This is a genomic window from Microbispora sp. NPDC046973, assembly GCF_040644495.1.
Taxonomy (GTDB): Bacteria; Actinomycetota; Actinomycetes; order Streptosporangiales; family Streptosporangiaceae; genus Microbispora.
In genome coordinates, this window is record NZ_JBEYWQ010000018.1 from 123,011 (window position 1) to 149,868 (window position 26,858).

The following is a 26,858-nucleotide window of genomic DNA, read 5'->3' on the forward strand; positions in this document are numbered from 1 at the left end:
AGAATCTACTGGGCCTTTTTCAAATGGTTAAGTGCGGATGACGCCTTTCGTGCGCATCAGGAACTCGCCGAGGTAGGCGTCGTGCGGGACCCACGGCGGCATCAGATACGTGGGGGTGTCCCCCAGGTAGACGTTCCTGATCGACGGGTCCTCCACCAACCGGTCGATCAGCCCGGCGTCCTCCGTGATCGCGGTCAGCACGAGCGTGTTCCGCAGCGGCTCGATGCCGTCCGCCAGGCTCCAGGGCGCGAACCACACGCAGGGGAACGACAGCTCGATGCCCGTCTGGGGCGCGTCCGGCCGGTCCACCACGAAGACGGCCGGCCGCAGGACCCCGCTGCCGTCGCCCAGATCGTCCACCACGCCGTCGCCGCCGAGCACCGGCGTCGCGCCGTTCACGTGGTCGAGCAGGTACTTCTCGATCGCGTGCGCGTCCGCGACCGGCTGGACGGGCAGCACCGCGCCGTCGTCCTCCGGCGGCAGGCTCGGGATCGCCGAGAGCCGTTCCGCGACGGCCTCCGCCACCGGCGCGGGATCGCCCTCCACGAAGACCGCGGTCGTGTTCACGCAGGCCGTCCCCCCGAAGGCGCTGACCGACTCCACGATCGTGCCCAGGTGGGACTGCCAGTCGTGCCCGGCGAGAAGGATCTTGGACCGTCCCGGGCCCTGCGGCAGCACCCTGACGTCGTTGCCGTACTTGTTCACGACCTCCTCGCCGCCGTACACCATGGCGAGGTCGGCGTCGCGGATGATGTCGTCGGCCACCGCGTAGTCGGTCGGCAGCAGCACCACCTGGTCGTCGCCGAACCCCGACTCCCGCAGTGCCGTGATCAGGCGGTGCGGGGTGAACGGCTCGCGCCGCGACGGACGCACCGCGACCCGGTAGCCGAGCGCCAGGGCCTCCAGCCACAGCGTGTGCACGCCGGGGTGGTTGCCGGCGGCGTGGACGGCGAAGACGTCGCCGCGCCGCGTCCAGACCGCCTGGCCGTTGCGGGTGAGCGGGTCGCGCCAGTCGTCCACCGCGCCCTCCGGACGGGCGTAGCGGGTGGTGCGGTACGCCTCTGCTGCGCGCCGTCCGATGCCGGAGGTCGCCGATCGGACCACGGTGATCGGCATCCCCGAGACACGGCTGACGATGTGCTGGTACTCCTCCGCGGGAATGCCGTCCACCACGCCGGTCGCGAAGAGCCGCCCCGCGCGGGCGAGGGCCGCCGCCCGCTCGTGGGCCGGCAGGGTCCGCGCCTCGCGCAGGGCCGCCATCGTCCGCTGGACGAACAGCCGCGGCACCAGGCTCAGCTCGGCGACCGGCGTCCCGGTCAACTCCGTGATCGTCAGCCGGCTGCGGCTGTGGTAGGGCCCGCCCGCACCCAGCGCGTCGAGCCGGATCAGCTCGTCCATCAGTACACCCCCTCGATGACCGTTTCGTTCTCGAAGGTGGGCAGCGGACCGACGTCGGCGACGGAGTCGCCCATCTGCCCAGGCGGCGGCGCCACGCGGGTGGCCAGGTCGCGTTCGAGGTTGTTGGGCAGCAGGAAGCTCTTGCTGACGTGGTGCATCACCACCTGGCCGCGGTCGCCGTACCGGACGACCTCCCCGGTCTCCTGGTCCACCACGGAGAACGTGATGTAGGGCGAGAACGTGTCGAAGATGACGAGGTCCTCCTCCGGCGACGCGACGCGCTCGGCCAGCCCGCCGAGGATCATCGTGCTGCCGTACGTGCCGTACAGCTTGACGTTCGGGAAGACCTCGGTGCGGAGCAGGTAACGGGTGTCGGGGTCCATGTGGGCGCCGCCCCAGCTGATCGCCGCGATCTTCGAGTTGATCAGATCGACGAGCGCGTTCCTGCGGGCCAGCCGGGTCAGCAACGGCGGCGTGGTCACCAGGACCCGCACGTCCTGGGTCTCCAGGATGTAGGTGCTCTGGTCGATCAGGTGCTCCGCGTAGCGCTCGGCCTCGTCGCCGCGGCCTTCGGCGATGCACCTCTTCACCCATCGGGGGTCCATGTCGACCGTGAACCGGATGCCACCCCGCCGCGCGGCCTGCCAACGGACCAGCTCGCCGAAGACGTGCGGCCCGGTCGGCCCGAGCGACAGCCAGTGGCCGCTCTCGGGATAGCCTCTCGCCCGCAGGTCCTGCTCGGTCCGGTGCATCAGCCGCTCCACCCAGTCCCGCAGCAGCACGACGCGCTTGGGCGGACCGGTCGTGCCGCCGCTCTCGTACACGCCGATCACGTCCGCGTCGGCGCCGTACCCCCGGGGGATCAGGTCCTCCACCCGGACGTCGCGCAGCTCGTTGGCCACGTTGGGGAACCGGCGCAGGTCCTCGAAGGTGCGCACGTCCTCACGCGGGTCGAAGCCGAGCGTCTTCGCCCGCTCCAGCCAGTACGGCGAGCCGGTCTCGGGGCTGAAGTGCCACCGCATGGCCGCCTCGATGAACTCGGGGCCCTCCGGGACCTGGTCGAGCGGGCAGTCGAGGATCGGATCTGTTGCCATATCCCGTCCCTTTGACTTGGAAATCCCCTGAAAAGCCAGGCTATTTCCGGGTGATTCGCCACCAGGTCAAGAGATTCCGCGACGGCGGAAAAAGATCGGGCACCAGATCCCAGGGCCGGATCTCAGAGGCGGTATCGCAGGGACGGGCCTTCGGGGACAGGCATTCAGGGGCGCTTCACGGGCGAGGGGAAGTGCGCTGCCACAGCCGGCCCTGGCCCTTCCCCGTCGCGGCCCGGCAGCGGGAACACACCCTCCGCACCTCGTCGGCCGCCCCGCCCGACTCGGGGAACGCGTCCGGCCACGGAACATGGTGGAACCGGTGCAGCCGCGACCGGCTGAGCGCGAGCCCGCACACGGTCTGGTTGGTGCCGGGCCACCACGCGTGCGCCTCGCCCGCGGGCTTGCGTACGCCGTCCTCGTCCCGCCACTCGCCCGAAGCGGCCACCGAAGGCTCCCCACGCGGCATCGCCCGCCTCCTCACGTCTCCGCCGCATGCTTCCCGTACACGGCGGGGCGAACCGTCAGCAGGGCACCTACCGGCCGCCTCCGGAATGGTTCACGATGCCGCGTCAAGTGGGTCACGTCGAGATCGGGCAGCCGACTGTCAAGCTGTGACCCACAAGGGCGGCGAACTCAGAGACGGCTGAGGAAATCCAAGCTTCGCTGCCAAGTCAGGTCGGCCGCGTCCTCGTCGTGGTCACGCAGATCGGCGTCCGTGTAGAAGTGCCCGACACCCGGATAGGTGAACACCTGCACAGCGGCCCCCGCGGCCGCCGACGCCTTCTCCCACGCGGCGACAGCCGTGGGAGGTGCGAACGTGTCCGGTTCGGCGACGTGCAGTTGCACCGGCAGGCCGCCTCGCGCCGACGCGGGGATCTCCGCGATTCCGTGCAGGAGCAGCACGCCTGCCGTGTCGCGCCGGTCGGCCAGCAGGGCCCCGACGACCCCGGCGCCCATTGAAAAGCCGGAGAGGACCGTACCGGCAGGCAGCCTCCCGATGGCATTCCGCGCCCGTTCCACGATGACGTCCCAGCCGATCCGGTTCATCAGGACGAATCCGTGATCGATTGTTGTGGCGGTCTCACCTGCGTACAGGTCGGGCGTGACGACCTCGTGCCCGGCGGCGCACAGACGATCAGCGGCGGCACGCTCGACGGACCGCAGCCCGTACACAGAATGGAACAGAGCGATGTGAGCCACACCGCCATCCTCTCCCTCCGGCACCGGTTCTCACGACGAGGCGGAAAATGGCGTGCCGGGGCTGGAAGGTGACAGGTAGCCTCTCCGGGAATCTGGGAGGGGCGTCGAAATGGGTCACGTCGAGATCGGGCATCTGACGCATGTGCTGCCCGACGGCAGGATGCTCCTGAACGACGTCTCGTTCCGGGTGGGGGAGGGCGTCAAGGCGGCCCTGGTCGGCCCGAACGGCGCGGGCAAGACGACCCTGCTCCGGATGATCGCGGGCGATCTCCAGCCGGTCGAGGGCACGGTGGCCCATTCGGGCGGCCTCGGCGTGATGCGGCAGTTCGTCGGCAACATCCGGGACGGCCGTACGGTCCAGGACCTGCTGCTCAGCGTCGCGCCCGAGCGGGTCAGGACGGCGGCAGAACGGCTCGACGCCGCCGAGCTCGCGATGATGGAGCGGGACGACGAGAAGACCCAGATGCGGTACGCCCAGGCGATCACCGACTACACCGACGCCGGGGGCTACGACATCGAGGTGCTCTGGGACGCCTGTGCGATGGCCGCCCTCGGCACACCGTACGACAGGGTGAAGTATCGCGAGGTCGCCACGCTGTCCGGCGGCGAGCAGAAGAGGCTGGTGCTGGAGGCGCTGCTGCGCGGGCCCGACCAGGTGCTGCTGCTCGACGAGCCCGACAACTACCTCGACGTGCCGGGCAAGGTGTGGCTGGAGACGGCGCTGCGCGAGACGCCCAAGACCGTGCTGCTGGTCTCCCACGACCGGCAACTGCTCGCCAACGCCGCCGACCGGATCGTCACGGTCGAGTCCGGCAACGTCTGGATCCACGGCGGCGGCTTCGCGACGTACGCCGAGGCGCGGCGGGAGCGCAACGAGCGGCTCGACGAGCTGCGCAGGCGCTGGGACGAGGAGCACGCCAAGCTCAAGCGCCTGGTGGTCATGCTCAAACAGAAGGCCACCTACAACGACGGCATGGCCCCGGCCTACCACGCGGCGCAGACCCGGCTGCGCCGGTTCGAGGAGGCGGGCCCACCGGAGCTCGCGCCGAAGGACCAGGTCATCAGCATGCGGCTGCGCGGCGGACGCACCGGCAAGCGCGCGGTGATATGCGAGGGCCTTGAGCTCACCGGCCTCATGAAGCCCTTCGACCTGGAGGTCTGGTACGGCGAGCGGGTGGCCGTGCTCGGCTCGAACGGCTCCGGCAAGTCGCACTTCCTGCGACTGCTGGCCGGAGAGGACGTGCGCCATTCGGGCACGATGCGGCTCGGCGCGCGGGTCGTCCCCGGGCACTTCGCCCAGACCCACGCCCGGCCGGAACTGCTCGGCCGTACGCCCTGCGAGATCGTCATGACCGAGCACGCCCGGCTGAAGAACGAGGCGATGAAGGCCCTGGCCCGCTACGAACTCGCCGGCCGGGTCGCCGAGCAGCGGTTCGAGACGCTGTCGGGCGGCCAGCAGGCCCGCCTGCAGATCCTGCTGCTCGAACTGTCGGGCGCCACGCTGCTGCTGCTCGACGAGCCGACCGACAACCTCGACCTGGCCAGCGCCGAGGCCCTGCAGCAGGGCCTGGACGCCTTCGACGGCACGGTGCTGGCGGTGACGCACGACCGCTGGTTCGCGGCCGACTTCGACCGCTACCTGGTCTTCGGCTCCGACGGGCGGGTGTACGAGTCACCCGAGCCGGTCTGGGACGAGACACGCGTGGTCCGCCCGCGGTAGCCGCGCTTTTCCGGCGAGGTCAGGCGGCGCTGTGCGGGCCGAGCAGGTCCGCCAGTCCGATGCGGGTGAGGAAGCGGGCGCGGATGCGGTCGGCGACCTCGCTCACCTCCGCCGACCCGTCGTCGAGCGGATCCACGTGCACCCGGAAAGGCCGCTTGCCGTGCGGGGTGTCCACGACCTCGACGACGGCGTCGGCGACCATGGACGCGTCGGCGCCGGGCGGCTGCAGCGCGGCCAGCCGTTCGCCCACCTGCTCCATCAGCGCGCCGTACCGCTCGTCGTAGGCCGCGATCACCGCCTGCTCGGCCGGGTGGCCGGCGTGGGCGAAGTGGTTGGTGCCCGAGGTGAACGCGCCGGGGACGACGATGGTGGTCTCGATGCCGAAGCGGGCCAGCTCGGCCGCGTACGACACCGCCAGGGCGTCGGCCGCCGCCTTGGCGGCGAAGTAGGGCGCGAGGTAGGGCGGGGTGCCGCCCCTGGTGGAGCTGGAGCCGATCCACAGCAGCAGGCCGTGCCGCCGCTCGCGCATGTGCGGCAGGACCGCCCGGTTGAGCCGCTGGCTGCCCAGCACGTTCGTGTCGTAGACGGCGGCGAGCTCCTCGGGGGTGAACGCCTCGGCGGGGCCGAGCACCATGTGACCGGCATTGTGCACGACCACGTCGATGGTGCCCGTCTCGGCCAGGACGGTCGCGACCGCGGCGGCCACCGACTCCTGCGAGAGCACGTCCAGCTCGACGGTGCGCAGGTCCACGCCGTGTTCCCTGGCATAGTCGGCCGCCTCGGCGACGCGAGGGGCGTTGCGGCCGGCGGTGGCGCGCATGGCCGCGTACACGGTGTGCCCGGCGCGGGCCAGGGCGCGCGCGGACAGCGCGCCGAATCCGGAGCTCGCGCCGGTGATCAGGATGGTCTTGCGCACGGATACTCCTTACGGGTCATGCGAACGTGATGACGCGGCGGCCGCCGCCGGACCCACCGCCCATGGCTTCGAGAGCCGCCGGGGCCTGGTCGAGGCCGATCGGCGTGATCGTGGGCAGGATGCGGTGCTGGGCGGAGAAGGCCAGCGTGTCGCGCAGATCGTGGGGCGATCCTGACGGGGAGGCCATGACGCGCAGCCGGTTGAGCACCATCGGCTGGGCGCTGAGGGTAAGCGGGGTGTTGTCGTAGCCGCAGAGCACGAGTGTGCCGTCGGGCGCGAGTCCGGTGAGGACGGCGGAGGCGGCCTCGTTGGAGGGCGCGGCGTTCAGGATGACGTCCGCACCGCCTCCCCACATCCTGAGAGCGGCGGCCGGGTCGGTGTCACGGCTGGCCACGTACATCTCCGCGCCGAGTTCCTTGGCGGTCCCCTCGCCCTCGGCCGACCGGCCGATCACCGCGACGCGGGCGCCCATGGCGACGGCGTACCGGACGGCGAGGGCGCCGATGCCGCCGGCGCCGATGATCGCCACCCGGGAGCCGGCGGTGGCGCCGGCCCGGCGCAGGGCGTTGAACGCGGTCAGGCCCGCGCACATCAGCGGTGCCGCTGCCACCGGGTCGAGCCCGGACGGGAGCGGGGTCACATATCCGCCCTTGAACAGGCCGTACTCGGCATAGCCGCCGTCGGCCGTGATGCCGGTGATGCGCTTGGCCGGGCAGAGGATCTGGTCGCCGGACACGCAGTAGTCGCAATGGCCACAGGAGTCGTACAGGAACTGGGCCCCGACCGCGTCGCCCACGGACAGGCCGGTGACGCCGCTGCCGAGCGCCGTGACCGTGCCGGTGATCTCGTGGCCGGGGACGATCGGGAAGCGGGCGAACGGGTAGTGCCCGCGGAGCAGGTTGAGGTCGGTGAAGCACAGGCCGCAGGCCGTGATCTTCACCAGGACCTCGCCCGGGCCCGGCTCCGGGATCTCACGTTCGATCAGGGACAGCGGGGTGCCGACCCCGGTCGCGAGTGCTGCACGCATGGTCTCCTCCGTCGGTCGCGGGTGACGCCCCCGCTACCGCCTTCACCAGCGTGCTGCGCGTGCTCCGGTGCAGCCAGGGGTGCTCAACCCCAGCTTCCGGCCAGCCCGAACGCCGGCCCGGGCGTGTCGCGCCAGACGTCGGCCGGGTCGAGCGCGTGCAATCGCGGCACGACGTCGGGGTCGTCGGGGACGAACCAGAGCAGACGCTGGGCGGCGTCGGCGGTGACGATGCTGTTGCAGGTGACCTTGAGGGTGCCGAGCACCGGGTTCACGATGCGCTTGTACTCCTCGTGGCGGACCTTGACCTCATGCGCCCGCCACAGCCCGGCGAACTCGTCGCCGGAGTCCAGCAGGTGGCCGACCAGCTCGCGGCCGACGGTGTCGGCGGGGCCGCGGCGGGCCACCGCGGCGCGCAGATCGGAGACGAGCAGCCGGGAGTGGTAGTCGTGGTCCTCCGGGGGATAGAGGTCGCGGGTGGCCGGGACGGTGAACCAGTGATAGAGGAAACTGGCCCGGATCCCGGTCAGCCCCGCCTGCGGGCCGACGAGGACCTGCGCGGTGTGGTTCTGCACCACCACCTCGTGCAAGTCGGTGATCACCATGGCGGGTGTGTCCTCGAGCCGCATCATGAGCTGCTGCAGCGCCGACTGTATCCGCACGGGCTCCGCCCCGAACGGCGCCGGATGGCCTGCCAGGTGGAACAGGTGGGCGGTCTCGTCCGGGCCCAGGCGCAGAGCGCGGGCCAGGGCGTGCACGACCGGCTCCGACGGGGTCTGGCCGCGCCCCTGCTCCAGCTCGGTGTAGTAGTCGGCGGACAGGCTCGCCAGCTCCGCCACCTCGTCCCTGCGCAGGCCGGGCACCCTTCGCCGGCCGCCCTTCGGCAGGCCGACGGCCTCCGGGCTCAGCCGGTCCCTGCGCGACCTCAGGAACGACCCCAGCTCCCCGAGATCCACCGCGTCCTCCCCGCTGCTCAGTGACTGTTTCCGCATGTCCATCCTTTCGCACGGCATTTCGGTGGGCTCCTCGGGGAAAGCAGAGGCGAGGGCGGCGGCGGCGCGGCCGGTCCGGTACGAGACACGCGTGGTCCGCCCGCGATAGACGGCCGGTAAAGATACCGGCGGGAGCGCGCGTCTCCCGGGGGCGGCGTCCCATTCAGCGGTTATGACGGCTAAGTGACGCGACGTTGCCACATGACCGTCGCACTCGCCCTCGCCGCGCTGGCGATGGCGTCGTGCGCGACGGAAGACAAGCAGGAGGGCCCGCAACCGCTGGCCCTCAAGGAGCAGGTGTCCTCGATCGTGCGCTCGGGGGCCGGGTACGCCGTGACCTGGGCGGGGGTGCTGAGCAACCCCAACCGCTGGCACTTCGGGGAGAACGCCGTCGCCGTGATCACGGCCGTGGACGCCGCCGGCAAGGAGGTCGTCCACCTGGAGCAGCCGCTGGACGCGGTGCCGCCCGGCCGCCCGCTGGCCTTCGGCGGCCAGGTCTCGAGCCACGCCCAGCCGGTCCGGGTGAAGATCGACTACCGTCCCGCCTCGTGGCGGTCCATCCCGCGCGTCCCGTCGGCGTTCCTCAAGTTCCCGATCTCGGACGTCCGCACCGACAAGCTGACGAACGGGTCCTACCTCGTCACCGGCTACGTGCTCGACCCGTTCCGCAAGCCCGCCGGCGGGCTCGCCGTCACGGCCCTGCTGCGTGACGCGGCGGGCAAGCTCGTCGGCGGGGCCACGTCGTACGTGGACGACGTGCGGCCGGGGGCCAGGCGCAGGTTCGTCATCACCGTCGAGGGCGTGCAGGGGGCGGTCGGTGCGACCGACGTGCAGGCCACGACCTGGGGCTCGACCGCCAAGACGTATGAGGATCTGGCCCGGGCCGGGGCCGTTCCGCTGCACACGGTCGCGCCGACGACGGAGCCGTTCGCCAAGGACCGCGGGTATCCGCCACCCAACGACCGGCGCCAGTGAGCGGCCCACTGCCGATCTTGACAGGACAGGCGGGTTACCGTAGCGGGATGGCCACCCCCAGGATCGTGCTGTTCGGAGCCACCGGCTTCACCGGCAGGCTCACCGCCGAGGCGCTCGCCGCACGCGGGGCCCGGCCGCTGCTGGCCGGGCGGGACCAGACGCGGCTGACCGCCCTCGCCGACGCGCTGGGCGGCGACCTGCCCACCGCGGTCGCCGACGTCGGCCGCCCCGAGTCCGTACGCAGGATCGTCGCGCCGGGCGACGTGCTGATCTCGACCGTGGGCCCGTTCGTCCGGTGGGGGGAGGCCGCGGTCGCCGCCGCGACCGAGGCGGGCGCGGTCTATCTCGACAGCACCGGAGAGCCCACGTTCATCAAGCGGATCTTCCAGCGGTACGGCCCCGCCGCGGCGGCCCGGGGCGCGGCCCTGATCACCGCCTTCGGATACGACTACGTGCCGGGCAACTTCGCCGCGGCCCTGGCCCTGCGCAAGGCCGGGCCGGGGGCCGTCCGCGTGGACGTCGGCTACTTCGTGGAGGGCGGCGTGGCGCGGCGCGCGAGCGCCGGGACCCGCGCCTCGGCGCTGGGAATGATCTTCGAACCGATGTACGGCTTCCGCGAGGGCCGCATCGTCCCCGAGCACGGCCGCACCCGCAGGTTCCTCGTGGAGGGCCGCGTGCGGCACGGCCTTTCCATCGGCGCGTCCGAGCACTTCACGCTGCCGCCCGCGCATCCCGGCCTGCGCGAGGTGAACGTCTACCTCGGCTGGCTGGGCGGGCTGACCAGGGTCGCGGGCGTGCTGGCCAAGGCGACCCCCGCCATCGCCGCCCTGCCGGGGGTCCGGCGGGCGACCGAGGCGCTGGCCGACCGGGTGCTGCGTACGGGCGGGGACGGCGCGCCGGCCGGGGCGGGCGTGTCGTCGAGCATCGTCGCCGAGGCGTACGACGCGGAAGGCCGCCGCCTGGCCGCCGTCCACCTCACCGGAGGCGACCCGTACGAGTTCACGGCCGGCGTGCTGGCCTGGGCGGCGACGACGGCGCTGGCCGATGGTGTGCACGGCACCGGCGCCCTGGGGCCCGTGGACGCCTTCGGCCTCGACGCGCTCACGAGGGGCTGCGCCGAGGTGGGGATGACCGTACGGGAATGACATGCGTCCGTACGGCGTCGCGCGCCGGAGGCCGGATTTTTCAGGATTAGTCGCGCAATAAAGCGATCAATTCCGGCAAGCCAACTGGACGGCGAAGTGTAAAAGCCGACGATGCGGCTACGTGACTTCGCCTGAATGGGTGGAGCGGGGAGTTACTGAGCATTTACTCTCAGTTATATGAATGATGGCGTCCTGGTCGAGGCGTTGCGGGCCCGGGATCCGGGAGCGCTGGCCGCCCTTTATGACACCTATGCGGGCAATCTCTACCGGTACTGCCGCACGTTGCTGGCCGGGCCCGACGCCGCCCAGGTCGCGCTGCGCGACACGCTGATCGCCGCGGAGGCCCTCGTCGGCTCGCTGGCCGATCCGGAGAGGTTCCGCCCCTGGCTGTACGCCCTGGCCCGTGGTGAGTGCATGCGCCGCCGCACGCCCGGAGAGGAGGACGGGCCGGACGCCGGGCCGGTCCCCGTCGCGACCGTGCCCTTCCCCGGTGTCACGGCCGAAGGCGCCGAGGCCGACCTGCGTCTCGTCGCGAGCAGCGCCGTGGGGGCGCTGTCGGTCGAGGACCGGGAGGTGCTCGAACTGGCGGCCCGGCACGGGATGACCGGCCAGGACCTCGCCGCCGTGCTCGGCGCCGGCGAGCGCTACGCCGAGGCGCTCCTCGACGCGGCCACCGAACGCCTGCGTGAGGCGGTGACCGTCGAGATCCTGGCCAGGCGTGCCACCCACGACTGCGCCCGGGCGTCCGCCATCCTCGAGGGGTTCACCGGAGAGCTCACCCCGCAGGCGCGGGCCCAGCTCACCCGGCACCTCGCGCGGTGCGAGACCTGCGCGCGCCAGCGCGTCCGGCAGATCTCCCCGGCCAAGGTGTTCGGCCTGCTCCCTCAGATCGCCCTGCCCGAGACGCTGCGGGTGCGGGTGCTCAGCAGCTTCATCGACCCCGAACTCGTCCCCTATCGGCGGTACGTCGCCAAGCGCGTCGGCGGACTCAACGTCGCGGGCTTCCCGAGGGCCGGTCGCCGCGAGGGCAGGCTGGCGCAGGCGGTGGCGGGCGCCGTGGCCGCCCTGGCGGCGGCGGCGACGATCGCGCTCGTGTTCGCCCAGTTCGCCGGCGACCTGCGCGAGCAGGCCGCCGACACGATCGCCCCGCTCCGGCTGCCCACGGCGGAGGCTTCGATCGGCCCCTCTGGCGGTACCGCCTCTCCCGAGGGGTCGTCGGACGAGGTCCACGGGGTCGGCGGGCGCTCGCCCGTGCCTCCGGTCTCCCGGGAGCTGGCCGAGCCGGTCGTGCCCGTGGTCTCCGTGCGGCCGGTCGCCCTGCCGCGCCCGGCGCCCCTGCCCGCACCCGTGCCGCCCACCGCCGGACGGCCGCACCGGCCCTCGCCGCACGGAAAGCCGTCCGGGCACGGGACAGGCGCGCCGTCCTCGCATGGCCCGGGCGCCTCGCCGTCCGGCCCGACGCCGGAGCCCACCATCACCCCCGTCACCCCCGGGACGTCGGGCACCCCCGGGACCGAGCCGGGTGAGGAGCCCACCCCCGGCGACTCCGATTCCGGTGGTCCAGGTTCCGGCGGCCCCGGTTCCGGCGGTCCAGGTTCCGGCGGCCACGTCCCGGGCTGGCCGCCACGGGGCGGACCGCCTCCGGCACACTGGCCGGGACACCGTCCGCCCTGGCGTGACCACCAGCACCATCCCCGTCCCCATCGGGAGTGCCCGCCGACTTCCGCGCCCTCCCGCAAGCCCTCCGGCGATCACGGCGGTCCCGCGGCCCTACCGCCGGGGCGCGGCGGACACGGCGGCCGGCACGAGACGCACATCGCCGGAGGCGGCGAGTGGGCACGGGGCGCCGGAGGTGCCGGGAGATCACAGCCCACCGGAGGCGGCGACAGGCAGCGCGCCGGAGGCGGCGAGAGGCAGGGCGGCGGGCGGGCACCCGGCGGCTCCGTAGGCGGCCCGCAGCGGGACGCCTGGCCAGGACGCGCCGGCCGGGACGGCTCCCGTCACGACGGTCCGGCTCCCGGTCGCCCCGGCCGGGACGGCTCCCTGCCGGGCATGCCGGGCGGAACCCGCGACGGCGGCTCGGAACGCGGAATGGAGCGCCGTGGCACTTCCGGCGGCCCCGCGTCCGGAAGCCCCGGAGGGTCCGGAGGGCCCGGAGGCGCTTTCCCTGTCTAAACGGGACGACCTACCGCATAGGTCGATTACTGGACGTAGCTTAGATGTGTACGGAGAGTAGTCGCCGGGAAGTGAGGGGAGTGGAGCAGGGAAGGGGAAGGAATTGCCACTCCTCAGAGCATCGGGGCTGGTCGCCGGGCTCGGGTCAAGTCTCGTCCTGACCTTCGGAGCCCCGGCGGGAGCCGATCCGAAGCCGTCCGCGAAGGACGTCGCCAAGGCGCGCCAGCAGGTGCAGGAGCGCGTACGGCAACTGGGCAGAGCCGAGGCCGACCTCGCGGTCGCGCAGTCCCGCAAGGAGGCGCTGAACAGCGAGGCCGAGCGGCTCGTGGAGGCGTACAACGGGCAGCTCGTCCAGCTCGACCAGGCGCGTGCCGCGTACGAGCAGTCGGCGCGGCGGGTCCGTCAGGCGTCCGACCAGGTCGCGCGGTTGCGCGGCGAGGTGGCGGCGAGGGTGGCCGAGGGATACAGCGGGGTGCGGCTGTCACCGTCCGCCGCGGCCATGCTCGGCGGTGTCGGCGACGTGCACGGCTTCCTGCGAAGAGCGAGCATGCTGACGCAGCTCGGCGACGAACAGACCGCTTCGCTGCAACGGCTGAAAGACGCGCAACAGGTCTTCGAGATCCTCCGAGAACAGGCGGCCCGTGCCTACTCCGAGCAGTCGCGCGGCGCCGACGAGGTGCGACAGGCGAAGGACGCGGCACAGCGGGCCGTCGAAGAACAGCTCGAACAGACCAAGCGGATCGAGCAGGAGAAAGCGGAGATCTCCAAACGCCTGGAGGCCGCCCGTGACCGCGTCGACGAGTTGAAACAGGCGAGGAGCAAGGCCCGGCAGGCGGCGCTCCCCGCGCGCAGAAGCCTGAATGTGCCGGCCTGGACCGGGCGGCTCGGGTCGGGACCCGGCGAGATGGCCGCCCAGTGGGCGCTCAAACAGATCGGCAAGCCGTACGTGTGGGCCGCCGCAGGCCCGTCGGGGTTCGACTGCTCGGGGCTGACGATGCGGGCCTGGCAGCGGGCCGGGGTGTCACTCGATCACTGGACCGGCACGCAGTGGACGTCGGGACGGCACGTCCCGCTCAAGGAACTGCGCACCGGCGACCTCATCTTCTACGGCCGGTTGAGCCGGAATCCCGGCGACATCCATCATGTGGGCATCTACATCGGGCGCGGCATGATGGTCCACGCCCCCCAGACGGGGGACGTGGTGCGCATCTCGCCCATCTGGCGCCACGATCTGGTCGGCGCCACCCGGCCCGGTTGATTCAGTGCTCCTCGTCGTGGTGCTCGGTCTCCTGGAAGCGCTCGATGCTGGCGAGGATCTCGGCCTCGGCCTCGACGCGGCCGACCCAGTTGGCGCCCTCGACCGACTTGCCGGGCTCCAGGTCCTTGTAGACCTCGAAGAAGTGCTGGATCTCCAGCCGGTCGAACTCGGCGACGTGGTGGATGTCGCGGATGTGCTCCATCCGCGGATCGGTCGCCGGAACGCACAGGACCTTGTCGTCGCCGCCCTTCTCGTCGGTCATCCGGAACATCCCGACGGCGCGGCAGCGGATCAGGCAACCGGGAAAGGTCGGCTCCTGGAGCAGGACCAGCGCGTCGAGCGGGTCTCCATCCTCACCGAGGGTGTTCTCGATGAACCCGTAGTCGGCGGGGTACTGGGTAGACGTGAACAGCAGGCGGTCCAGACGTATGCGGCCGGTCTTGTGGTCAACCTCGTACTTGTTCCGTTGTCCCTTGGGGATCTCAACGACAACGTCGAACTCCACTCGTTCCTCCGCATGAGTCCCCGGTCTCCCGGGCTGGCGTTAATGTCTCGTAGGCGTGGTCAAGGTCGGCGCGAAATGAGGGTGTAGTGGTGCGACGTGAGCGGTGGATGGTGGTGGCCACCCTCGCCCTGCTGCAGATCTTCGTCGTCCTCGCGGGCACTTATCTGATCACCCATGACGCCGACAGGACCCCGGCTCCGGTCGCGTCTCCGAAGCCGACCCCGATCCCCCTGGTGACCGCGGGTCCGGTTCTGGCCGCGGTGGGGGACGGGGCTCTCCCCGCCAAGGGTACTTTGACCACCCGGCTCACCGCTGCGATGGGTGACCCCGCCCTCGGCGGCAGCGTGGCCGGGATCGTGCTCGACGTCACGACGGGAACGCCGATTTTCGACGGCCGCTCGGGCACCGCCATCACCCCGGCCTCGACCACCAAGCTCGTCACCGCGCTGACGGTGCTGGCCACGGTGGGGCCGGACGCCCGCCTGGCCACCCGGGTCGTGCGGGGGGCGTCCGCCACATCGATCGTCCTGGTCGGCGGCGGCGACCCGACCCTGGCCGGCCCGCGGACGAGCGCCGCCGAGCAGGAGGAGATCTACCCGCGGCCCGCGTCGCTCGCCCGGCTCGCCTCGAGCACGGCCAAGGCGCTCAAGGCGGCGAAGCTCACCTCCGTGGACCTGTCGTACGACGCCTCCCTGTTCGGCGGGCCGCGGACGGCGCCGGGCTGGAAGCCGACGTACATCCCGGAGGGCAGCGTCGCCCCGGTGTCCGCGCTCATGATGGACGAGGGCCGGGCGGCCAACGGCGCCCGCTTCCCGGATCCGGCGCAGGCCACCGCCGACGCGTTCGCCACCCTGCTCAGGAAGAACGGCATCAAGGTGGGCAAGGGGGTCGACTCGGCCAAGGCGGCGCCGACCGCGCAGGAGCTGGCCCGGGTGGAGTCCGGCCCGATCTACGCGCTCGTGGAGCGGATGCTCACCCACAGCGACAACGACCTCGCCGAGGCGCTCGCCCGCCAGGCCGCCGTCAAGGAGGGCCTGCCGCACACCTTCCAGGGCGTGCCCACGGCGGTCGGGCGCGTGCTCACCCGCCTCGGCGTGACCGGCGGGGTGGAGGTCCACGACGGCAGCGGGCTGTCCACCAGGAACAGGATCACGCCGACGGCCCTCGCCCGCATCCTGGCCGTGGCGGCGTCCCCCGCCCATCCGGAGCTGCACTCGCTGATCAGCGGCCTGCCGGTCGCGCATTTCAGCGGGACTCTGCACAACCGATATGCAAAGTCCGATTCGAAGGCCGGCGCCGGATTGGTACGCGCGAAGACGGGCACTTTGAACGGGGTGAACACCCTGGCGGGCATCGCGTACACGTCCGAGGGCCGGCTGCTGACCTTCGCGTTCATGGCCGACCAAGTGGCCAACCCGCCGGAGGCGATCTCCGCCCTCGACAAGATGGCCACGATCGTCTCCCAGAGCTAGCGTCCCCTCTCGCGCCTGCATGCGCGGCGAGAAGTCGGAGAACGTACGGTGGTGGGTATGCAGGTGATCGACTGGGATCTGGCCGTCGCGACCGGGGTGCGCCTTGTGCGGCCCGGCCCTCAGGTGAGCCGTGAGGAGGCCAGGCAGGCGGTCCTCGAGCTGCGGCGGCTGTCGCGGGACGCCGAGGGGCACGTGCGGGAGTTCACCCGCATCGACTCGGCGACGCCCGAGGCGGCGACCGTGGTCGACCGTCCCGGGTGGATCCGCGCCAACGTGGACGGCTTCCGCGTGGTGCTCGAGCCGCTGACGCAGAAGATGTCGAACATGCCGGCGGTCGTCGGCGCGGTCGGCTCGCGCATCACCGGGCTCGAGGTCGGCGCGGTGCTGGCCTTCCTCGCCTCCCGGGTGCTCGGGCAGTACGAGCTGTTCCTCCCGCCCGACCCCTCGGGCAACGCCCCCACCGGCCGCCTGACGCTGGTGGCGCCCAACATCGTGCACGCCGAGCGCGAGCTGGGCGTCGATCCCCGCGACTTCCGTCTGTGGGTGTGCCTGCACGAGGAGACCCACCGGGTGCAGTTCACCGGAGTCCCCTGGCTCAGGGAGTACGTCCGCAGCCAGATGACCGAGTTCCTCCTCGCGTCCGAGATGGACCTGGCAACCCTGCTGGAGCGCCTGCGCGCCGCCTCCGACGCCGTGGCCGACGCCTTCAGGGGCGGCGAGGGCAACCTCATCGAGGCCATCCAGACGCCCGAGCAGAAGGCCGTGCTCGACCGCGTGACGGCCGTGATGACCCTGGTGGAGGGGCACGGCGACTACGTCATGGACGCGGTGGGCCCGTCCGTCGTGCCGTCGGTCGCCGAGATCCGCGCCAAGTTCCAGCGCCGCCGCGAGGGCGGCTCGCGCTTCGACCAGCTCGTCCGCCGGCTGCTCGGCATCGAGCTGAAGATGAAGCAGTACGCCGAGGGCTCCCACTTCGTCCGCACCATCGTGGACGAGGCCGGCATGGAGTCGTTCAACAAGGTCTGGACCTCGCCGGAGACCCTGCCCGACCGTGGGGAGATCGCCGACCCGCACGCCTGGATGTCCCGCGTCCTGGCCTCCGCCTGATCGCCACCCCGAGAGCCTCCGCCTGATCGCCACCCCCCGGGCCTCCGCCTGACTTCCGCTCACCCGCCCGGGCCCGCCGGACGCGCGTTTCCCCATGCCCGCCGCGGGCGGCCAGAATGGCCGCATGGGCCCGCATCCCGCCGTCGCCGACGTCCGCCGCGCCGTACGGCTGTCGCTCGCGGACCTCGCCGTCCCCCGGGGGGCGGGGGAGCCGTCCGGTGCGCTCGTCCTCGTGGCCTGCAGCGGCGGCGCCGACTCGCTGGCGCTGGCGGCGGCCACCGGCTTCACGGCCCCGCGCCTGGGCCTGCGCGCCGGGCTGCTCACCGTCGACCACGGCCTGCAGGAGGGCTCGGCCGGCCGGGCCCGCGACGTCGCACGGCTCGCGCCCACGCTCGGTCTCGACCCGGCCGAGGTGCTGACCGTCACGGTCGGCACGGCAGGGGGCCCCGAGGCCGCGGCGCGGGAGGCCCGCTACGCCGCGCTGTCCGCCGCGGCCGGGCGGCTGGGCGCCGCCGTGGTCCTGCTCGGCCACACGCGCGACGACCAGGCGGAGACCGTGCTGCTGCGCCTGGCCCGCGGCAGCGGCACGCGGTCCCTGTCCGGCATGGCGGAGGCCTCCGGGATCTACCGGCGGCCCCTGCTGGGGCTCGGCCGGGCGCGGACCAGGCAGGCGTGTGACGCCCTCGGTCTTCAGCCCTGGGACGACCCGCACAACGACGACCCGGCCTACACCAGGGTCAGGGTGCGGCGCGACGCCCTCCCGGCGCTGGAGGCCGCGCTGGGGCCGGGGATCGCCGAGGCGCTGGCCCGTACGGCCCGGCTGTGCCGGGACGACGCCGACGCGCTGGACGCGTGGGCGGACGCCGTCCACGCGAAGTCGCGCGGCCCCGGAGGGGAGCTGGACGTGTCGGTGCTGGCGGACGTGCCGGGGGCGGTGCGGCGGCGGGTCATCCAGCGGGCGGCCGTGGAGGCGGGGGCGAACGCCGCCGCGCTCGCGGCGGTGCACATCGAGGCGGTCGAGCGCCTGGTGACCGGCTGGCACGGGCAGAAGGGGGTGGACCTACCCGGGGGGGTGGGGGTGGTCAGGCACTGTGGCACCCTTGTCTTCGCCGTGGACAACCTCTCGCTCGCGTAAGGAAAACCCCAGGTGGACGCAGCCGACATGGGCAAGGATCTCTCCAGAGTCCTCATCTCGGAGCAGGAGCTACAGGAGAAGATCAGAGAACTGGCGGGCCAGATCGACGCCGACTACGCCGGCAGGGAACTGTTGATCGTCGGCGTGCTCAAGGGAGCGGTCATGGTCATGGCCGACCTCGCCCGCGCGCTGCACGTGCCCGTGCAGATGGACTGGATGGCCGTTTCCTCGTACGGCGCGGGGACCATATCGTCCGGCGTCGTGCGGGTGCTGAAGGATCTCGACACCGACATCGCCGGCCGGCACGTGCTCGTGGTCGAGGACATCATCGATTCCGGGCTGACCCTCTCGTGGCTGATGAACAACCTGAAGTCGCGCAACCCGGCGTCCGTGGAGATCTGCACGCTGCTGCGCAAGCCGGACGCGGTGAAGGTCGAGTTGGACGTCCGTTACGTCGGTTTTGACATCCCCAACGAGTTCGTCATCGGGTACGGGCTCGATTACGCGGAGCGGTATCGCAACCTGCCGTTCATCGGGACTCTTGCGCCTCATGTGTACGGAGGGGAGTAAGCCCTTAGCGAAGTGACCCTCGAATCAGGCGTTATTGGGCGCCAGGTCGGGGAACACGGGGTTGGCTGACGTACGTTGGAAAGGCAAAGCCGGAGCCGCTCGGGCAGTTACCCGTCGCGGCTGCCGGGTGTACCTTCGGATATCCGCGGGAGGCCGGTCGGCCGCCCCGCGGTAGCCAGAAGGAGCGGTAAGGGATGCCGCGACCCCGGGTTTTCCCGGGGCAGGCCTTGGTCAGGAAGGGACGGGCCCGCCGGGGTTCCGCAACGGATGGATCTCAAGCGATTTACACGTGGCCCACTGCTGTGGATCCTGGGCATCGTATTGCTTCTCCTGCTCGTCACCACGATGTTCGGCGGCGGCGGCAACTACACCACCGCCGACACCTCGACGGTCGTCCAGCAGATCCAGCAGGGCAATGTCAAGAGCGCGACCGTGGTCGACAAGGACCAGCGTGTCGAGCTGACGCTGAACCGGCCCGTCGAGGTCGGGGGCAAGACGACCGACCGCATCCAGGCCCTGTGGGTCGAGGGTCAGGGCGTCCAGCTCACGCAGGCGCTCGAGCAGGCCAAGCCCACCCAGGGCTGGACGGTCGACGTGGCGAAGGAGAACTTCCTCGTCAGCCTGCTGGTCAGCTTCCTGCCCATCATCATCATCGTCCTGATCTTCCTGTTCATCATGAACCAGATGCAGGGCGGCGGCTCCCGGGTCATGAACTTCGGCAAGTCGCGGGCGAAGCTGATCACGAAGGACACCCCGAAGACGACCTTCGCCGACGTCGCGGGGGCCGACGAGGCCATCGAGGAGCTCCAGGAGATCAAGGAGTTCCTCCAGGCCCCGGCCAAGTTCCAGGCCATCGGCGCCAAGATCCCCAAGGGCGTGCTGCTGTACGGCCCGCCCGGCACCGGCAAGACCCTGCTCGCCCGCGCCGTCGCGGGTGAGGCGGGCGTGCCGTTCTACTCGATCTCCGGTTCCGACTTCGTCGAGATGTTCGTCGGTGTCGGCGCCTCCCGCGTCCGCGACCTGTTCGAGCAGGCCAAGGCGAACGCCCCGGCGATCATCTTCATCGACGAGATCGACGCCGTCGGCCGGCACCGCGGCGCGGGCCTCGGCGGCGGCCACGACGAGCGCGAGCAGACCCTGAACCAGCTCCTCGTCGAGATGGACGGCTTCGACGTCAAGGGCGGCGTGATCCTCATCGCCGCGACCAACCGCCCCGACATCCTCGACCCCGCGCTGCTGCGTCCCGGCCGTTTCGACCGGCAGGTCGTCATCGACCGGCCCGACCTGGAGGGCCGCAAGGGCATCCTCCGCGTCCACGGCCGTGGCAAGCCGTTCGCCCAGGACGTCGACCTCGACGTGATCGCCCGCAGGACCCCCGGCTTCACCGGCGCCGACCTCGCGAACGTGATCAACGAGGCGGCCCTGCTGACCGCCCGCCAGGACCAGAAGCTCATCACGATGACGACTCTCGAGGAGTCGATCGACCGCGTGATGGCCGGTCCCGAGCGCAAGTCCCGGGTCATGTCGGACCAGGAGAAGAAGATCATCGCCTACCACGAGGGCGGTCACGCCCTGGTGGCCCACGCGCTGCCCAACTCCGACCCGGTCCACAAGATCACGATCCTGTCCCGCGGCCGCGCCCTCGGTTACACGATGACGCTGCCGATGGAGGACAAGTTCCTCGCGACCCGGTCCGAGATGATGGACCAGCTCGCCATGCTGCTCGGCGGCCGCACCGCGGAGGAGCTCGTCTTCCACGAGCCCACCACCGGCGCGTCCAACGACATCGAGAAGGCGACCTCGATCGCCCGCCGCATGGTCACCGAGTACGGCATGAGCGAGCGGCTCGGCGCCCGCAAGTTCGGCAGCGGCAACGGCGAGGTCTTCCTCGGCCGTGAGATGGGCCACGAGCGCGACTACTCCGAGCAGATCGCCTCCGCGATCGACGAGGAGGTCCGCCGCTACATCGAGAGCGCGCACGACCAGGCGTGGGAGATCCTCGTCCAGTACCGCGACGTGCTCGACAACCTCGTGCTCGAGCTGATGGAGAAGGAGACGCTCTCCCGGGAGCAGGTCCTCGAGATCTTCTCGCCCGTCGTGCCCAAGGAGAAGCGTCCCTCCTACGCCGGCTACGGTAAGCGGCTGCCGTCCGACCGTCCTCCGGTCATCACGCCCAAGGAGCGCGCGAACGGCAACGGCTCGGCGCTGCCCGCCGGCGGCACCGGCTCCACCCCGTGGGTCAACGACCAGTCGGCGCAGCGGGACGAGGCCTGACCATGGCCGAACCCATGGTGGGGCCGCCCCCCGGCTTCGACCACGACCGGATCGAGAAGGCGGTCCGGGAGATCCTGTTCGCGATCGGGGAGGACCCCGATCGCGACGGGCTCCGGGACACCCCGGCCCGCGTGGCCCGCGCGTTCGCGGAGCAGTTCGCCGGCCTGGGCCAGCGGCCCGAGGACGCGCTGACCACCATGTTCGACGCGGACCACGACGAGATGGTGCTCGTCAAGGACATCGAGGTGATGTCCACCTGCGAGCACCATCTGCTCCCGTTCCACGGCGTGGCCCACATCGGCTACACCCCGAACGACAAGGGACGCATCACCGGCCTGTCCAAGCTGGCCAGGCTGGTGGACGTCTACGCCCGCAGGCCGCAGGTCCAGGAGCGGATGACCTCGCAGATCGCCGACGGCCTGATGCAGGTGCTGGAGCCGCGCGGGGTGATCGTGGTCATCGAGGCCGAGCACATGTGCATGACCATGCGCGGCGTGCGCAAGCCCGGCGCCAAGACCATCACGTCGGCCGTCCGGGGCGACTTCCGTTCCAGCGAGGCGACCAGGGCCGAGGCCATGTCGCTGATCCTGCGCGGCTGAGCGCGGGCGACGGCCGATTGGGACGCCGCTCCTGCCCGACGGGCACCGAGTCTCGGGGCACTAGTCTTGACCCCATGACCGCAGCGAGTGTGCCCGGTATGCCCGAGTCTGGGCGCTGCCTGGTCATGGGCGTGGTCAACGTGACCCCCGACTCCTTCTCCGACGGCGGGCAGTGGTTCGACGCCGACGTCGCGATCAGGCACGGCCTCGACCTGGTGGCCGAGGGCGCCGACATCGTCGACGTGGGCGGCGAGTCCACCCGCCCGGGCGCGGCGCGGGTGTCGCTGGAGGAGGAGCTGCGCCGGGTCGAGCCGGTGATCCGCACGCTCACCGAGGAGGGCGTGACGGTCAGCGTCGACACCATGCGCGCGGAGGTGGCCGAGGCGGCCGTCGCGGCCGGGGCGAAGCTCGTCAACGACGTGAGCGGCGGGCTGGCCGACCCCGTGATGCCGCGGGTGGTGGCCGCGACCGGCGTGCCGTACGTCGTGATGCACTGGCGCGGGCACAGCCGCGACATGGACAGCCGGGCCATCTACGGCGACGTCGTGACCGAGGTGGCGGAGGAGTTGCGCAAGCGGGTCGACTCCGTGCTGGCCGAGGGCGTGCGGGAGGAGCAGATCGTGCTCGACCCCGGCCTCGGCTTCTCCAAGAACGCCGAGCACAACTGGGCCCTGCTGGCCGGCATCGGCGAGCTGAACCGCATCGGCCGCCCGTTGCTGATCGGAGCGTCGAGAAAACGCTTCCTCGGGCGCCTGCTGGCGGGGCCGGACGGCGAGCCCCGGCCGTTCGACGGCAGCGACGACGCGACGCTCGCCGTCACCGCGCTCGCGGCACGGGCCGGCGCGTGGTGCGTGCGGGTGCACCGGGTGCGGCCGAACGCCGACGCGGTGCGGGTGGCCGCCGCGTGGAGGGCAGCAGCCGTACGACACGCTGACGAGGGCCGGTGACGACATGCCGACAGGGACGCCTATGAAGGACATCGAGGAGCTCAACCAGGCGTTCTACAACGCCATCGAGAGCGGCGACCTCGACAAGATGTCGGAGATCTGGATCGAGGACGTCCCGGGACGTCCTGCCATGTGCGTCCACCCCGGCTGGCCCATGCTGACCGGGCGGTCGGAGGTGCTGCGCTCCTGGGCGCTCATCATGGCCAACACGCCGTACATCCAGTTCGTGCTGACCGACGTGCAGACGACCGTGATCGGGGACGTCGCCGTGGTCACCTGCGCGGAGAACATCCTCACGGCCGCGGACACCGACGAGCCGGGCTTCGCGGCAGGCCGGGTCGTCGCCTCCAGCACCTACGTGCGAACCGGGACCGGATGGCGGCTGTGGCTCTACCACGGCTCACCGGTCCTGCAGAGCGACGACGACGAGGAGGATCAGGAGCAGTGACGGCGCGGGCGGCGACCAGTCGCGACACCGTGCGCTTGACGGGCCTGCGGGCCCGCGGCAGGCACGGCTGCCTGCCCGCCGAGCGCGAGCTGGGCCAGGAGTTCGTGATCGACGTGGCCCTGTGGTTCGACACGGCCCCGGCGGCGGCGGCCGACGACCTGACGCTCACCGTGGACTACGGCGCACTGGCGGCGGAGCTCGTCCGCATCGTGGAGGGCGAGCCGGTCAACCTCATCGAAACCCTCGCCGAGCGGCTGGCGGCGGCCTGCCTGGCCCACGAGCTGGTCGAGCAGGCGGAGGTCAGCGTGCACAAACCGGCGGCGCCCATCCCGCTGCCGTTCGGCGACGTGGTGGTGACGATCAGGAGGGGCCGCGCATGAGGGTCGTGATCGCGCTCGGCAGCAACCTCGGCCGCCGCATCGACAACCTCCAGGGAGCCGTCGACTCGCTGTTCGACGCCCCCGGGCTCACGTTCGTGGCGGTGTCGCCGGTCTACGAGACCGATCCGGTCGGTGGCCCCGAGCAGGGCCCGTACCTCAACGCCGTCGTGGTCGCCGAGAGCATGCTCGATCCCCGCACGCTGCTCGACCGTGCGCAGAGCGTCGAGAACGCGTTCGGCCGCGAGCGCAGGGAGCGGTGGGGCCCGCGCACGCTCGACGTGGACCTCATCACGGTCGGGAACCTCATGTCGGACGACCCCGAGCTCACGCTCCCGCACCCCCGGGCGCACGAGCGAGCGTTCGTGCTGGTCCCGTGGGCGCAGGCCGATCCGGCGGCGGTGCTGCCCGGGCGCGGGTCGGTGGCGGCCCTGCTGGCCGACATGGACCAGAGCGGGGTGCGGCTGCGGCCCGACCTCGTGCTCGAACCCCCGGCCTGATCGACGAGGAGTCCCCGCGTGAAGCCCACCAATCCCGGCGTGCTCGTCGGTCTCGTGGTCGTGTTCGGCCTGCTCACCTGGGGGCTGCTGCGGCAGTTCTACTCCGTGGTGCCGACCCTGCCGTGGACCGCGATCCCCACCACGCTGCTGCTGGCCGTCGGCGAGGCGTACACGGGCTGGCTGACCCGGGCGAGGATCCTGCGCCGCCCGGACACCAAGCCCGTCGAGCCGCTCGCCGTGGCCCGCCTGGCGGCGCTGGCCAAGGCCACGGCCTACGCCGGGGCGGTGTTCGGCGGCATCTTCGCCGGGTTCGTGGTGAGCGTGCTCGACCTGCTCGACCTGGAAAAGCCCCGCCAGGACGCGCTGGTCGGGGGTGGGTCGTTCGTGGCCTGCGTGATCCTGATCTGCGCGGCGCTGTTCCTCGAGCACTGCTGCCGGGTGCCCGGCAAGCCTTCCGGGGAGACGTGACCCCTACTTGTCGATGTCGCCCACCACGAAGAACATCGAGCCGAGGATCGCGATCATGTCGGCGACCAGGTTGCCCGGCAGCATCTCCCGCAGCACCTGGATGTTGTTGTAGGACGCACTGCGCAGCTTGAGCCGCCACGGCGTCTTCTCGCCCCGCGACACGAGGTAGTAGCCGTTCAGGCCGAGCGGGTTCTCCGTCCAGGCGTACGTGTGGCCCTCGGGCGCCTTCAGCACCTTCGGCAGCCGCTGGTTGATCGGTCCCGGCGGCAGGTGCCGCAGGCGCTCGACACAGGCGTCGGCCAGGTCGAGGGAGACCTTGACCTGTTCGAGCAGCACCTGGAACCGGGCCAGGCAGTCCCCGGCCGACCGGGTCACGACCTTCACCGGCAGCTCGCCGTACGCCAGGTAGGGCTCGTCGCGCCGCAGGTCGAAGTCGACGCCCGAGGCCCGCGCGATGGGGCCGCTCACGCCGTACTGCATGATCGTCTCGCGGTCGAGCACGCCGACACCGCGGGTGCGGGCAAGGAAGATCTCGTTGCCGGCGATCAGTTCCTCGATGTCGGGCAGCCGCCGCCGCACGGCCGCGACGGCGGCGGTGACCCGGTCGAGCCAGCCCAGGGGCAGCTCCTCCTTCAGCCCGCCCACCCGGTTGAACATGTAGTGCATGCGGCCGCCGGAGATCTCCTCCATGACGTGCTGGAGGGTCTCCCGCTCACGGAAGGCGTAGAAGACCGGCGTGATCGCGCCGAGCTCTAGGGGATAGCTGCCGAGGAACATCAGGTGGCTGAGCACGCGGTTGAGCTCGGCCAGCAGCGTCCTGGCCCACACCGCCCTGGGCGGGGGCTGCATGCCCAGCATGCGCTCGACCGCGAGCACGACGCCCAGCTCGTTGGCGAACGCCGACAGCCAGTCGTGCCGGTTGGCGAGCACGATGATCTGCCGGTAGTCGCGCACCTCGAACAGCTTCTCCGCGCCTCGGTGCATGTAGCCGACGATCGGCTCGGCGGCCGTGATGCGCTCGCCGTCGAGGACGAGCCGCAGCCGCAGCACGCCGTGGGTGGACGGGTGCTGCGGGCCGATGTTGAGGATCATGTCCTCGGTGGCCAGCTCCCTCGCCTGCACGGCGTCGGCTCCCGCGCCGATCCCCACGATGCGTTCGGTGCGCACGCCCTCCTGCTCGGTCGTCATGCCGTCCATGCTTTCACGCTCGCACCGTGCGGGCGAAAGCCTCCCGTGAGGTCAGTGAGACCCCCAGCCTGACCTTCCCAGCCGTCAGGCGGCGGCGATCTCGCGTAGCGCCTCGATGAGGCGGTCGACGTGTTCGGTGGTCGTGCCGATGCCGACCGACGCCCGTACGGCGCTGAACGTGCCGTCCGCGCAGCCGCCGTCCTCCCCGCCGCCGAGGAGGTGGCGGACGAACGGGTGGGCGCAGAACTTGCCGTCCCTGACGCCGATGCCCCACTCGGCCGACAGCGCCTCGGCGACCTCGCGGGCCGTGCGGCCCTCGACGGTGAACGACACGATGCCGACGCGCGGGTGGTCCTGACCCCACAGCGACAGCTCGCGTACGCCGGGGATCTCGGCGAGACCGGCGCGCAGGCGGGTGAGCAGCCGCTCCTCCTCCCGCACCAGCGCGGTCCAGCCGGTCGCGGTCAGCGCGTCGCAGGCGGCGGCGAGCGCGATCGCGCCGAGCACGTTGGGGGTGCCCGCCTCGTGCCGCGTCTCGGGGTCGTCGCTCCACTCGGTGGTCTCGCCCACCGCCTGTACGGCTCCGCCGCCACGCAGGTAGGGATCGGCGTCGGCGAGCCAGTCGGGGCGGCCCACGAGCACCCCGGAGCCGAACGGGGCGTAGAGCTTGTGCCCGGAGAAGGCCACGTAGTCGAGGTCGAGCGCGGCGAGGTTGAGCTCGCGGTGGGGGACGAGCTGGGCGGCGTCCACGGCGATCCGCGCGCCGTGCCGGTGGGCGATGTGGGCCAGCCCGGCGATCGGCCACAGCTCGCCCGTGACGTTGGAGGCCGCGGTCACGACGAGCAGGGCGGGGCCGTCGATCGCGGCCAGCGCCTCGTCGGCCGCCCGGATCGCCTCGCCGGGGAAGGCGGGCGGCGCGAGCCGTACGGCGTTCGGCCAGGGCAGCAGCGAGGCGTGGTGCTCGGTCTCGAACACGACGACGGTGGTGCCCTCGGGGAGGCTGCGGGCCAGCAGGTTCATTGCGTCGGTCGTGTTGCGCACGAAGACCAGCGCGTCGCCGGGACGGGCGCCGACGAAGGCCCGCACGGTGTGCCTGGCCTGCTCATACCTGGCCGTCGTGAGCTGCGAGGCGTAGCCCGCGCCCCGGTGGACGCTGGAGTAGGCCGGCAGCGCCGCCGCGACGGCGGCGTTCACCGGCTCGAGACAGGGCGCGCTCGCCGCGTAGTCGAGGTTCGCGTACGACACGAGCCTGCCGCCCTTGACGGGCACCTCCAGGCCGGCGCCCACGACAGCCGGCAGGCGCACGGGCTCGGAGATGCGGTTGACGGCCTGCTGGACGAAGGTGAGTGCGGACAACGCCATGCCTCCTCG

At 71.8% G+C, this 26,858-nt stretch carries 26 protein-coding genes; 16 read left to right on the plus strand and 10 right to left on the minus strand.

Going from position 1 to position 26,858, the window contains the following annotated elements; all coding sequences use genetic code 11:
* Positions 1-27: 27 nt before the first annotated feature.
* From ABZ860_RS28825 to ABZ860_RS28840, 4 genes are all read right to left on the minus strand, one after another.
* Entirely contained in the window at positions 28-1,398 is a 1,371-nt protein-coding gene (locus ABZ860_RS28825) for an aldehyde dehydrogenase family protein (protein WP_357225844.1), read from the minus strand.
* Complete coding sequence (locus ABZ860_RS28830; RefSeq protein ID WP_357225847.1) at positions 1,398-2,492, minus strand: phenazine antibiotic biosynthesis protein; 1,095 nt, start codon at positions 2,490-2,492, stop codon at positions 1,398-1,400. The genes ABZ860_RS28825 and ABZ860_RS28830 overlap by 1 nt, the downstream gene beginning before the upstream one ends.
* Positions 2,493-2,667: 175 nt before the next feature.
* Entirely contained in the window at positions 2,668-2,958 is a 291-nt protein-coding gene (locus ABZ860_RS28835) for a hypothetical protein (protein ID WP_357225849.1), read from the minus strand.
* A 167-nt stretch (positions 2,959-3,125) separates the two neighbouring features.
* Positions 3,126-3,692 carry a dienelactone hydrolase family protein gene (locus ABZ860_RS28840; RefSeq protein WP_357225851.1) on the minus strand — a complete coding sequence of 189 codons (567 nt, stop codon included), beginning with the start codon at positions 3,690-3,692 and terminating at the stop codon, positions 3,126-3,128.
* A gap of 109 nt (positions 3,693-3,801) precedes the next feature.
* Between ABZ860_RS28840 and ABZ860_RS28845 the strand changes: the two genes are divergently transcribed.
* Entirely contained in the window at positions 3,802-5,412 is a 1,611-nt protein-coding gene (locus ABZ860_RS28845; protein ID WP_357225853.1) for an ATP-binding cassette domain-containing protein, read from the plus strand.
* 19 nt (positions 5,413-5,431) lie between these two features.
* On the opposite strand, the gene ABZ860_RS28850 is transcribed toward ABZ860_RS28845, so the two are convergent.
* The 3 genes from ABZ860_RS28850 to ABZ860_RS28860 form a co-directional block, all read right to left on the minus strand.
* Positions 5,432-6,328 (minus strand): SDR family NAD(P)-dependent oxidoreductase, encoded by an 897-nt coding sequence (locus tag ABZ860_RS28850; protein WP_357225855.1) that lies wholly within the window; start codon positions 6,326-6,328, stop codon positions 5,432-5,434.
* A gap of 16 nt (positions 6,329-6,344) precedes the next feature.
* A complete protein-coding gene (locus ABZ860_RS28855) occupies positions 6,345-7,355 on the minus strand; it encodes an alcohol dehydrogenase catalytic domain-containing protein (RefSeq protein WP_357225856.1) in 1,011 nt (336 codons plus the stop codon).
* 83 nt (positions 7,356-7,438) lie between these two features.
* Positions 7,439-8,344: a helix-turn-helix transcriptional regulator gene (locus ABZ860_RS28860; protein ID WP_357225858.1), complete on the minus strand. Its 906-nt coding sequence runs from the start codon at positions 8,342-8,344 to the stop codon at positions 7,439-7,441.
* Positions 8,345-8,545: 201 nt separating this feature from the next.
* On the opposite strand from ABZ860_RS28860, the gene ABZ860_RS28865 reads away from it, so the two are divergent.
* The 4 genes from ABZ860_RS28865 (at position 8,546) to ABZ860_RS28880 (ending at position 13,897) form a co-directional block, all read left to right on the plus strand.
* Positions 8,546-9,319 carry an FxLYD domain-containing protein gene (locus tag ABZ860_RS28865; protein ID WP_357225860.1) on the plus strand — a complete coding sequence of 258 codons (774 nt, stop codon included), beginning with the start codon at positions 8,546-8,548 and terminating at the stop codon, positions 9,317-9,319.
* A 47-nt stretch (positions 9,320-9,366) separates the two neighbouring features.
* A complete protein-coding gene (locus ABZ860_RS28870) occupies positions 9,367-10,464 on the plus strand; it encodes a saccharopine dehydrogenase (RefSeq protein ID WP_357225861.1) in 1,098 nt (365 codons plus the stop codon).
* 177 nt (positions 10,465-10,641) lie between these two features.
* A complete protein-coding gene (locus ABZ860_RS28875) occupies positions 10,642-12,639 on the plus strand; it encodes a hypothetical protein (RefSeq protein ID WP_357225864.1) in 1,998 nt (665 codons plus the stop codon).
* Positions 12,640-12,742: 103 nt separating this feature from the next.
* Positions 12,743-13,897, plus strand: a complete 1,155-nt coding sequence (locus ABZ860_RS28880) for an NlpC/P60 family protein (protein ID WP_357225865.1) — start codon at positions 12,743-12,745, stop codon at positions 13,895-13,897.
* 1 nt (position 13,898) lies between these two features.
* Here the strand turns inward: ABZ860_RS28880 and ABZ860_RS28885 are convergent, their stop codons facing one another.
* Positions 13,899-14,402 (minus strand): inorganic diphosphatase, encoded by a 504-nt coding sequence (locus tag ABZ860_RS28885; protein WP_204052705.1) that lies wholly within the window; start codon positions 14,400-14,402, stop codon positions 13,899-13,901.
* An 86-nt stretch (positions 14,403-14,488) separates the two neighbouring features.
* Here ABZ860_RS28885 and dacB point away from each other — a divergent pair, with 86 nt between their 5' ends.
* The 11 genes from dacB to ABZ860_RS28940 all read left to right on the plus strand — a co-directional run bounded on the left by dacB (position 14,489) and on the right by ABZ860_RS28940 (position 24,299).
* Positions 14,489-15,874 carry a D-alanyl-D-alanine carboxypeptidase/D-alanyl-D-alanine-endopeptidase gene (dacB, locus tag ABZ860_RS28890; RefSeq protein ID WP_357225867.1) on the plus strand — a complete coding sequence of 462 codons (1,386 nt, stop codon included), beginning with the start codon at positions 14,489-14,491 and terminating at the stop codon, positions 15,872-15,874.
* Between the two features lie 57 nt (positions 15,875-15,931).
* Complete coding sequence (locus ABZ860_RS28895) at positions 15,932-16,981, plus strand: zinc-dependent metalloprotease (RefSeq protein WP_357225869.1); 1,050 nt, start codon at positions 15,932-15,934, stop codon at positions 16,979-16,981.
* Positions 16,982-17,105: 124 nt separating this feature from the next.
* Positions 17,106-18,116, plus strand: coding sequence for a tRNA lysidine(34) synthetase TilS (gene tilS / locus ABZ860_RS28900; protein ID WP_357225872.1), 1,011 nt, complete (start codon positions 17,106-17,108; stop codon positions 18,114-18,116).
* A 12-nt stretch (positions 18,117-18,128) separates the two neighbouring features.
* Positions 18,129-18,686 carry a hypoxanthine phosphoribosyltransferase gene (gene hpt, locus ABZ860_RS28905; RefSeq protein ID WP_240809458.1) on the plus strand — a complete coding sequence of 186 codons (558 nt, stop codon included), beginning with the start codon at positions 18,129-18,131 and terminating at the stop codon, positions 18,684-18,686.
* 267 nt (positions 18,687-18,953) lie between these two features.
* Entirely contained in the window at positions 18,954-20,960 is a 2,007-nt protein-coding gene (gene ftsH / locus ABZ860_RS28910; RefSeq protein ID WP_357225874.1) for an ATP-dependent zinc metalloprotease FtsH, read from the plus strand.
* 2 nt (positions 20,961-20,962) lie between these two features.
* A complete protein-coding gene (folE, locus tag ABZ860_RS28915) occupies positions 20,963-21,559 on the plus strand; it encodes a GTP cyclohydrolase I FolE (protein ID WP_079319614.1) in 597 nt (198 codons plus the stop codon).
* Positions 21,560-21,633: 74 nt separating this feature from the next.
* Positions 21,634-22,506, plus strand: a complete 873-nt coding sequence (folP, locus tag ABZ860_RS28920) for a dihydropteroate synthase (protein WP_357225876.1) — start codon at positions 21,634-21,636, stop codon at positions 22,504-22,506.
* Positions 22,507-22,528: 22 nt separating this feature from the next.
* A complete protein-coding gene (locus tag ABZ860_RS28925) occupies positions 22,529-22,954 on the plus strand; it encodes a nuclear transport factor 2 family protein (protein ID WP_357225878.1) in 426 nt (141 codons plus the stop codon).
* A complete protein-coding gene (gene folB, locus ABZ860_RS28930) occupies positions 22,951-23,334 on the plus strand; it encodes a dihydroneopterin aldolase (protein WP_357225880.1) in 384 nt (127 codons plus the stop codon). The genes ABZ860_RS28925 and folB overlap by 4 nt, the downstream gene beginning before the upstream one ends.
* Positions 23,331-23,831: a 2-amino-4-hydroxy-6-hydroxymethyldihydropteridine diphosphokinase gene (folK, locus tag ABZ860_RS28935; protein ID WP_030507958.1), complete on the plus strand. Its 501-nt coding sequence runs from the start codon at positions 23,331-23,333 to the stop codon at positions 23,829-23,831. Before folB ends, folK begins: the two co-directional genes overlap by 4 nt.
* A gap of 18 nt (positions 23,832-23,849) precedes the next feature.
* Positions 23,850-24,299: a DUF3180 domain-containing protein gene (locus ABZ860_RS28940; protein ID WP_357225881.1), complete on the plus strand. Its 450-nt coding sequence runs from the start codon at positions 23,850-23,852 to the stop codon at positions 24,297-24,299.
* A 3-nt stretch (positions 24,300-24,302) separates the two neighbouring features.
* Here ABZ860_RS28940 and ABZ860_RS28945 read toward each other — a convergent pair whose 3' ends face one another.
* Together ABZ860_RS28945 and ABZ860_RS28950 are read right to left on the minus strand one after the other, a co-directional pair.
* Complete coding sequence (locus tag ABZ860_RS28945) at positions 24,303-25,487, minus strand: NADH-quinone oxidoreductase subunit D (RefSeq protein ID WP_357225882.1); 1,185 nt, start codon at positions 25,485-25,487, stop codon at positions 24,303-24,305.
* 84 nt (positions 25,488-25,571) lie between these two features.
* Positions 25,572-26,849, minus strand: coding sequence for an aminotransferase class V-fold PLP-dependent enzyme (locus ABZ860_RS28950; protein ID WP_357225885.1), 1,278 nt, complete (start codon positions 26,847-26,849; stop codon positions 25,572-25,574).
* Between the last annotated feature and the right edge of the window lie 9 nt (positions 26,850-26,858).

Bases quoted from the DNA above. Each gene is read 5' to 3' on its own strand.
- ABZ860_RS28825 (WP_357225844.1), bottom strand. From the start codon at position 1,398: ATGGACGAGCTGATCCGGCTCGACGCGCTGGGTGCGGGCGGGCCCTAC.
- ABZ860_RS28830 (WP_357225847.1), bottom strand. From the start codon at position 2,492: ATGGCAACAGATCCGATCCTCGACTGCCCGCTCGACCAGGTCCCGGAG.
- ABZ860_RS28835 (WP_357225849.1), bottom strand. From the start codon at position 2,958: ATGCCGCGTGGGGAGCCTTCGGTGGCCGCTTCGGGCGAGTGGCGGGAC.
- ABZ860_RS28845 (WP_357225853.1), top strand. From the start codon at position 3,802: ATGGGTCACGTCGAGATCGGGCATCTGACGCATGTGCTGCCCGACGGC.
- ABZ860_RS28855 (WP_357225856.1), bottom strand. From the start codon at position 7,355: ATGCGTGCAGCACTCGCGACCGGGGTCGGCACCCCGCTGTCCCTGATC.
- ABZ860_RS28860 (WP_357225858.1), bottom strand. From the start codon at position 8,344: ATGCGGAAACAGTCACTGAGCAGCGGGGAGGACGCGGTGGATCTCGGG.
- ABZ860_RS28865 (WP_357225860.1), top strand. From the start codon at position 8,546: ATGACCGTCGCACTCGCCCTCGCCGCGCTGGCGATGGCGTCGTGCGCG.
- ABZ860_RS28870 (WP_357225861.1), top strand. From the start codon at position 9,367: ATGGCCACCCCCAGGATCGTGCTGTTCGGAGCCACCGGCTTCACCGGC.
- ABZ860_RS28875 (WP_357225864.1), top strand. From the start codon at position 10,642: ATGAATGATGGCGTCCTGGTCGAGGCGTTGCGGGCCCGGGATCCGGGA.
- ABZ860_RS28895 (WP_357225869.1), top strand. From the start codon at position 15,932: ATGCAGGTGATCGACTGGGATCTGGCCGTCGCGACCGGGGTGCGCCTT.
- tilS (WP_357225872.1), top strand. From the start codon at position 17,106: ATGGGCCCGCATCCCGCCGTCGCCGACGTCCGCCGCGCCGTACGGCTG.
- ftsH (WP_357225874.1), top strand. From the start codon at position 18,954: ATGGATCTCAAGCGATTTACACGTGGCCCACTGCTGTGGATCCTGGGC.
- folE (WP_079319614.1), top strand. From the start codon at position 20,963: ATGGCCGAACCCATGGTGGGGCCGCCCCCCGGCTTCGACCACGACCGG.
- folP (WP_357225876.1), top strand. From the start codon at position 21,634: ATGACCGCAGCGAGTGTGCCCGGTATGCCCGAGTCTGGGCGCTGCCTG.
- ABZ860_RS28925 (WP_357225878.1), top strand. From the start codon at position 22,529: ATGAAGGACATCGAGGAGCTCAACCAGGCGTTCTACAACGCCATCGAG.
- folK (WP_030507958.1), top strand. From the start codon at position 23,331: ATGAGGGTCGTGATCGCGCTCGGCAGCAACCTCGGCCGCCGCATCGAC.
- ABZ860_RS28945 (WP_357225882.1), bottom strand. From the start codon at position 25,487: ATGACGACCGAGCAGGAGGGCGTGCGCACCGAACGCATCGTGGGGATC.
- ABZ860_RS28950 (WP_357225885.1), bottom strand. From the start codon at position 26,849: ATGGCGTTGTCCGCACTCACCTTCGTCCAGCAGGCCGTCAACCGCATC.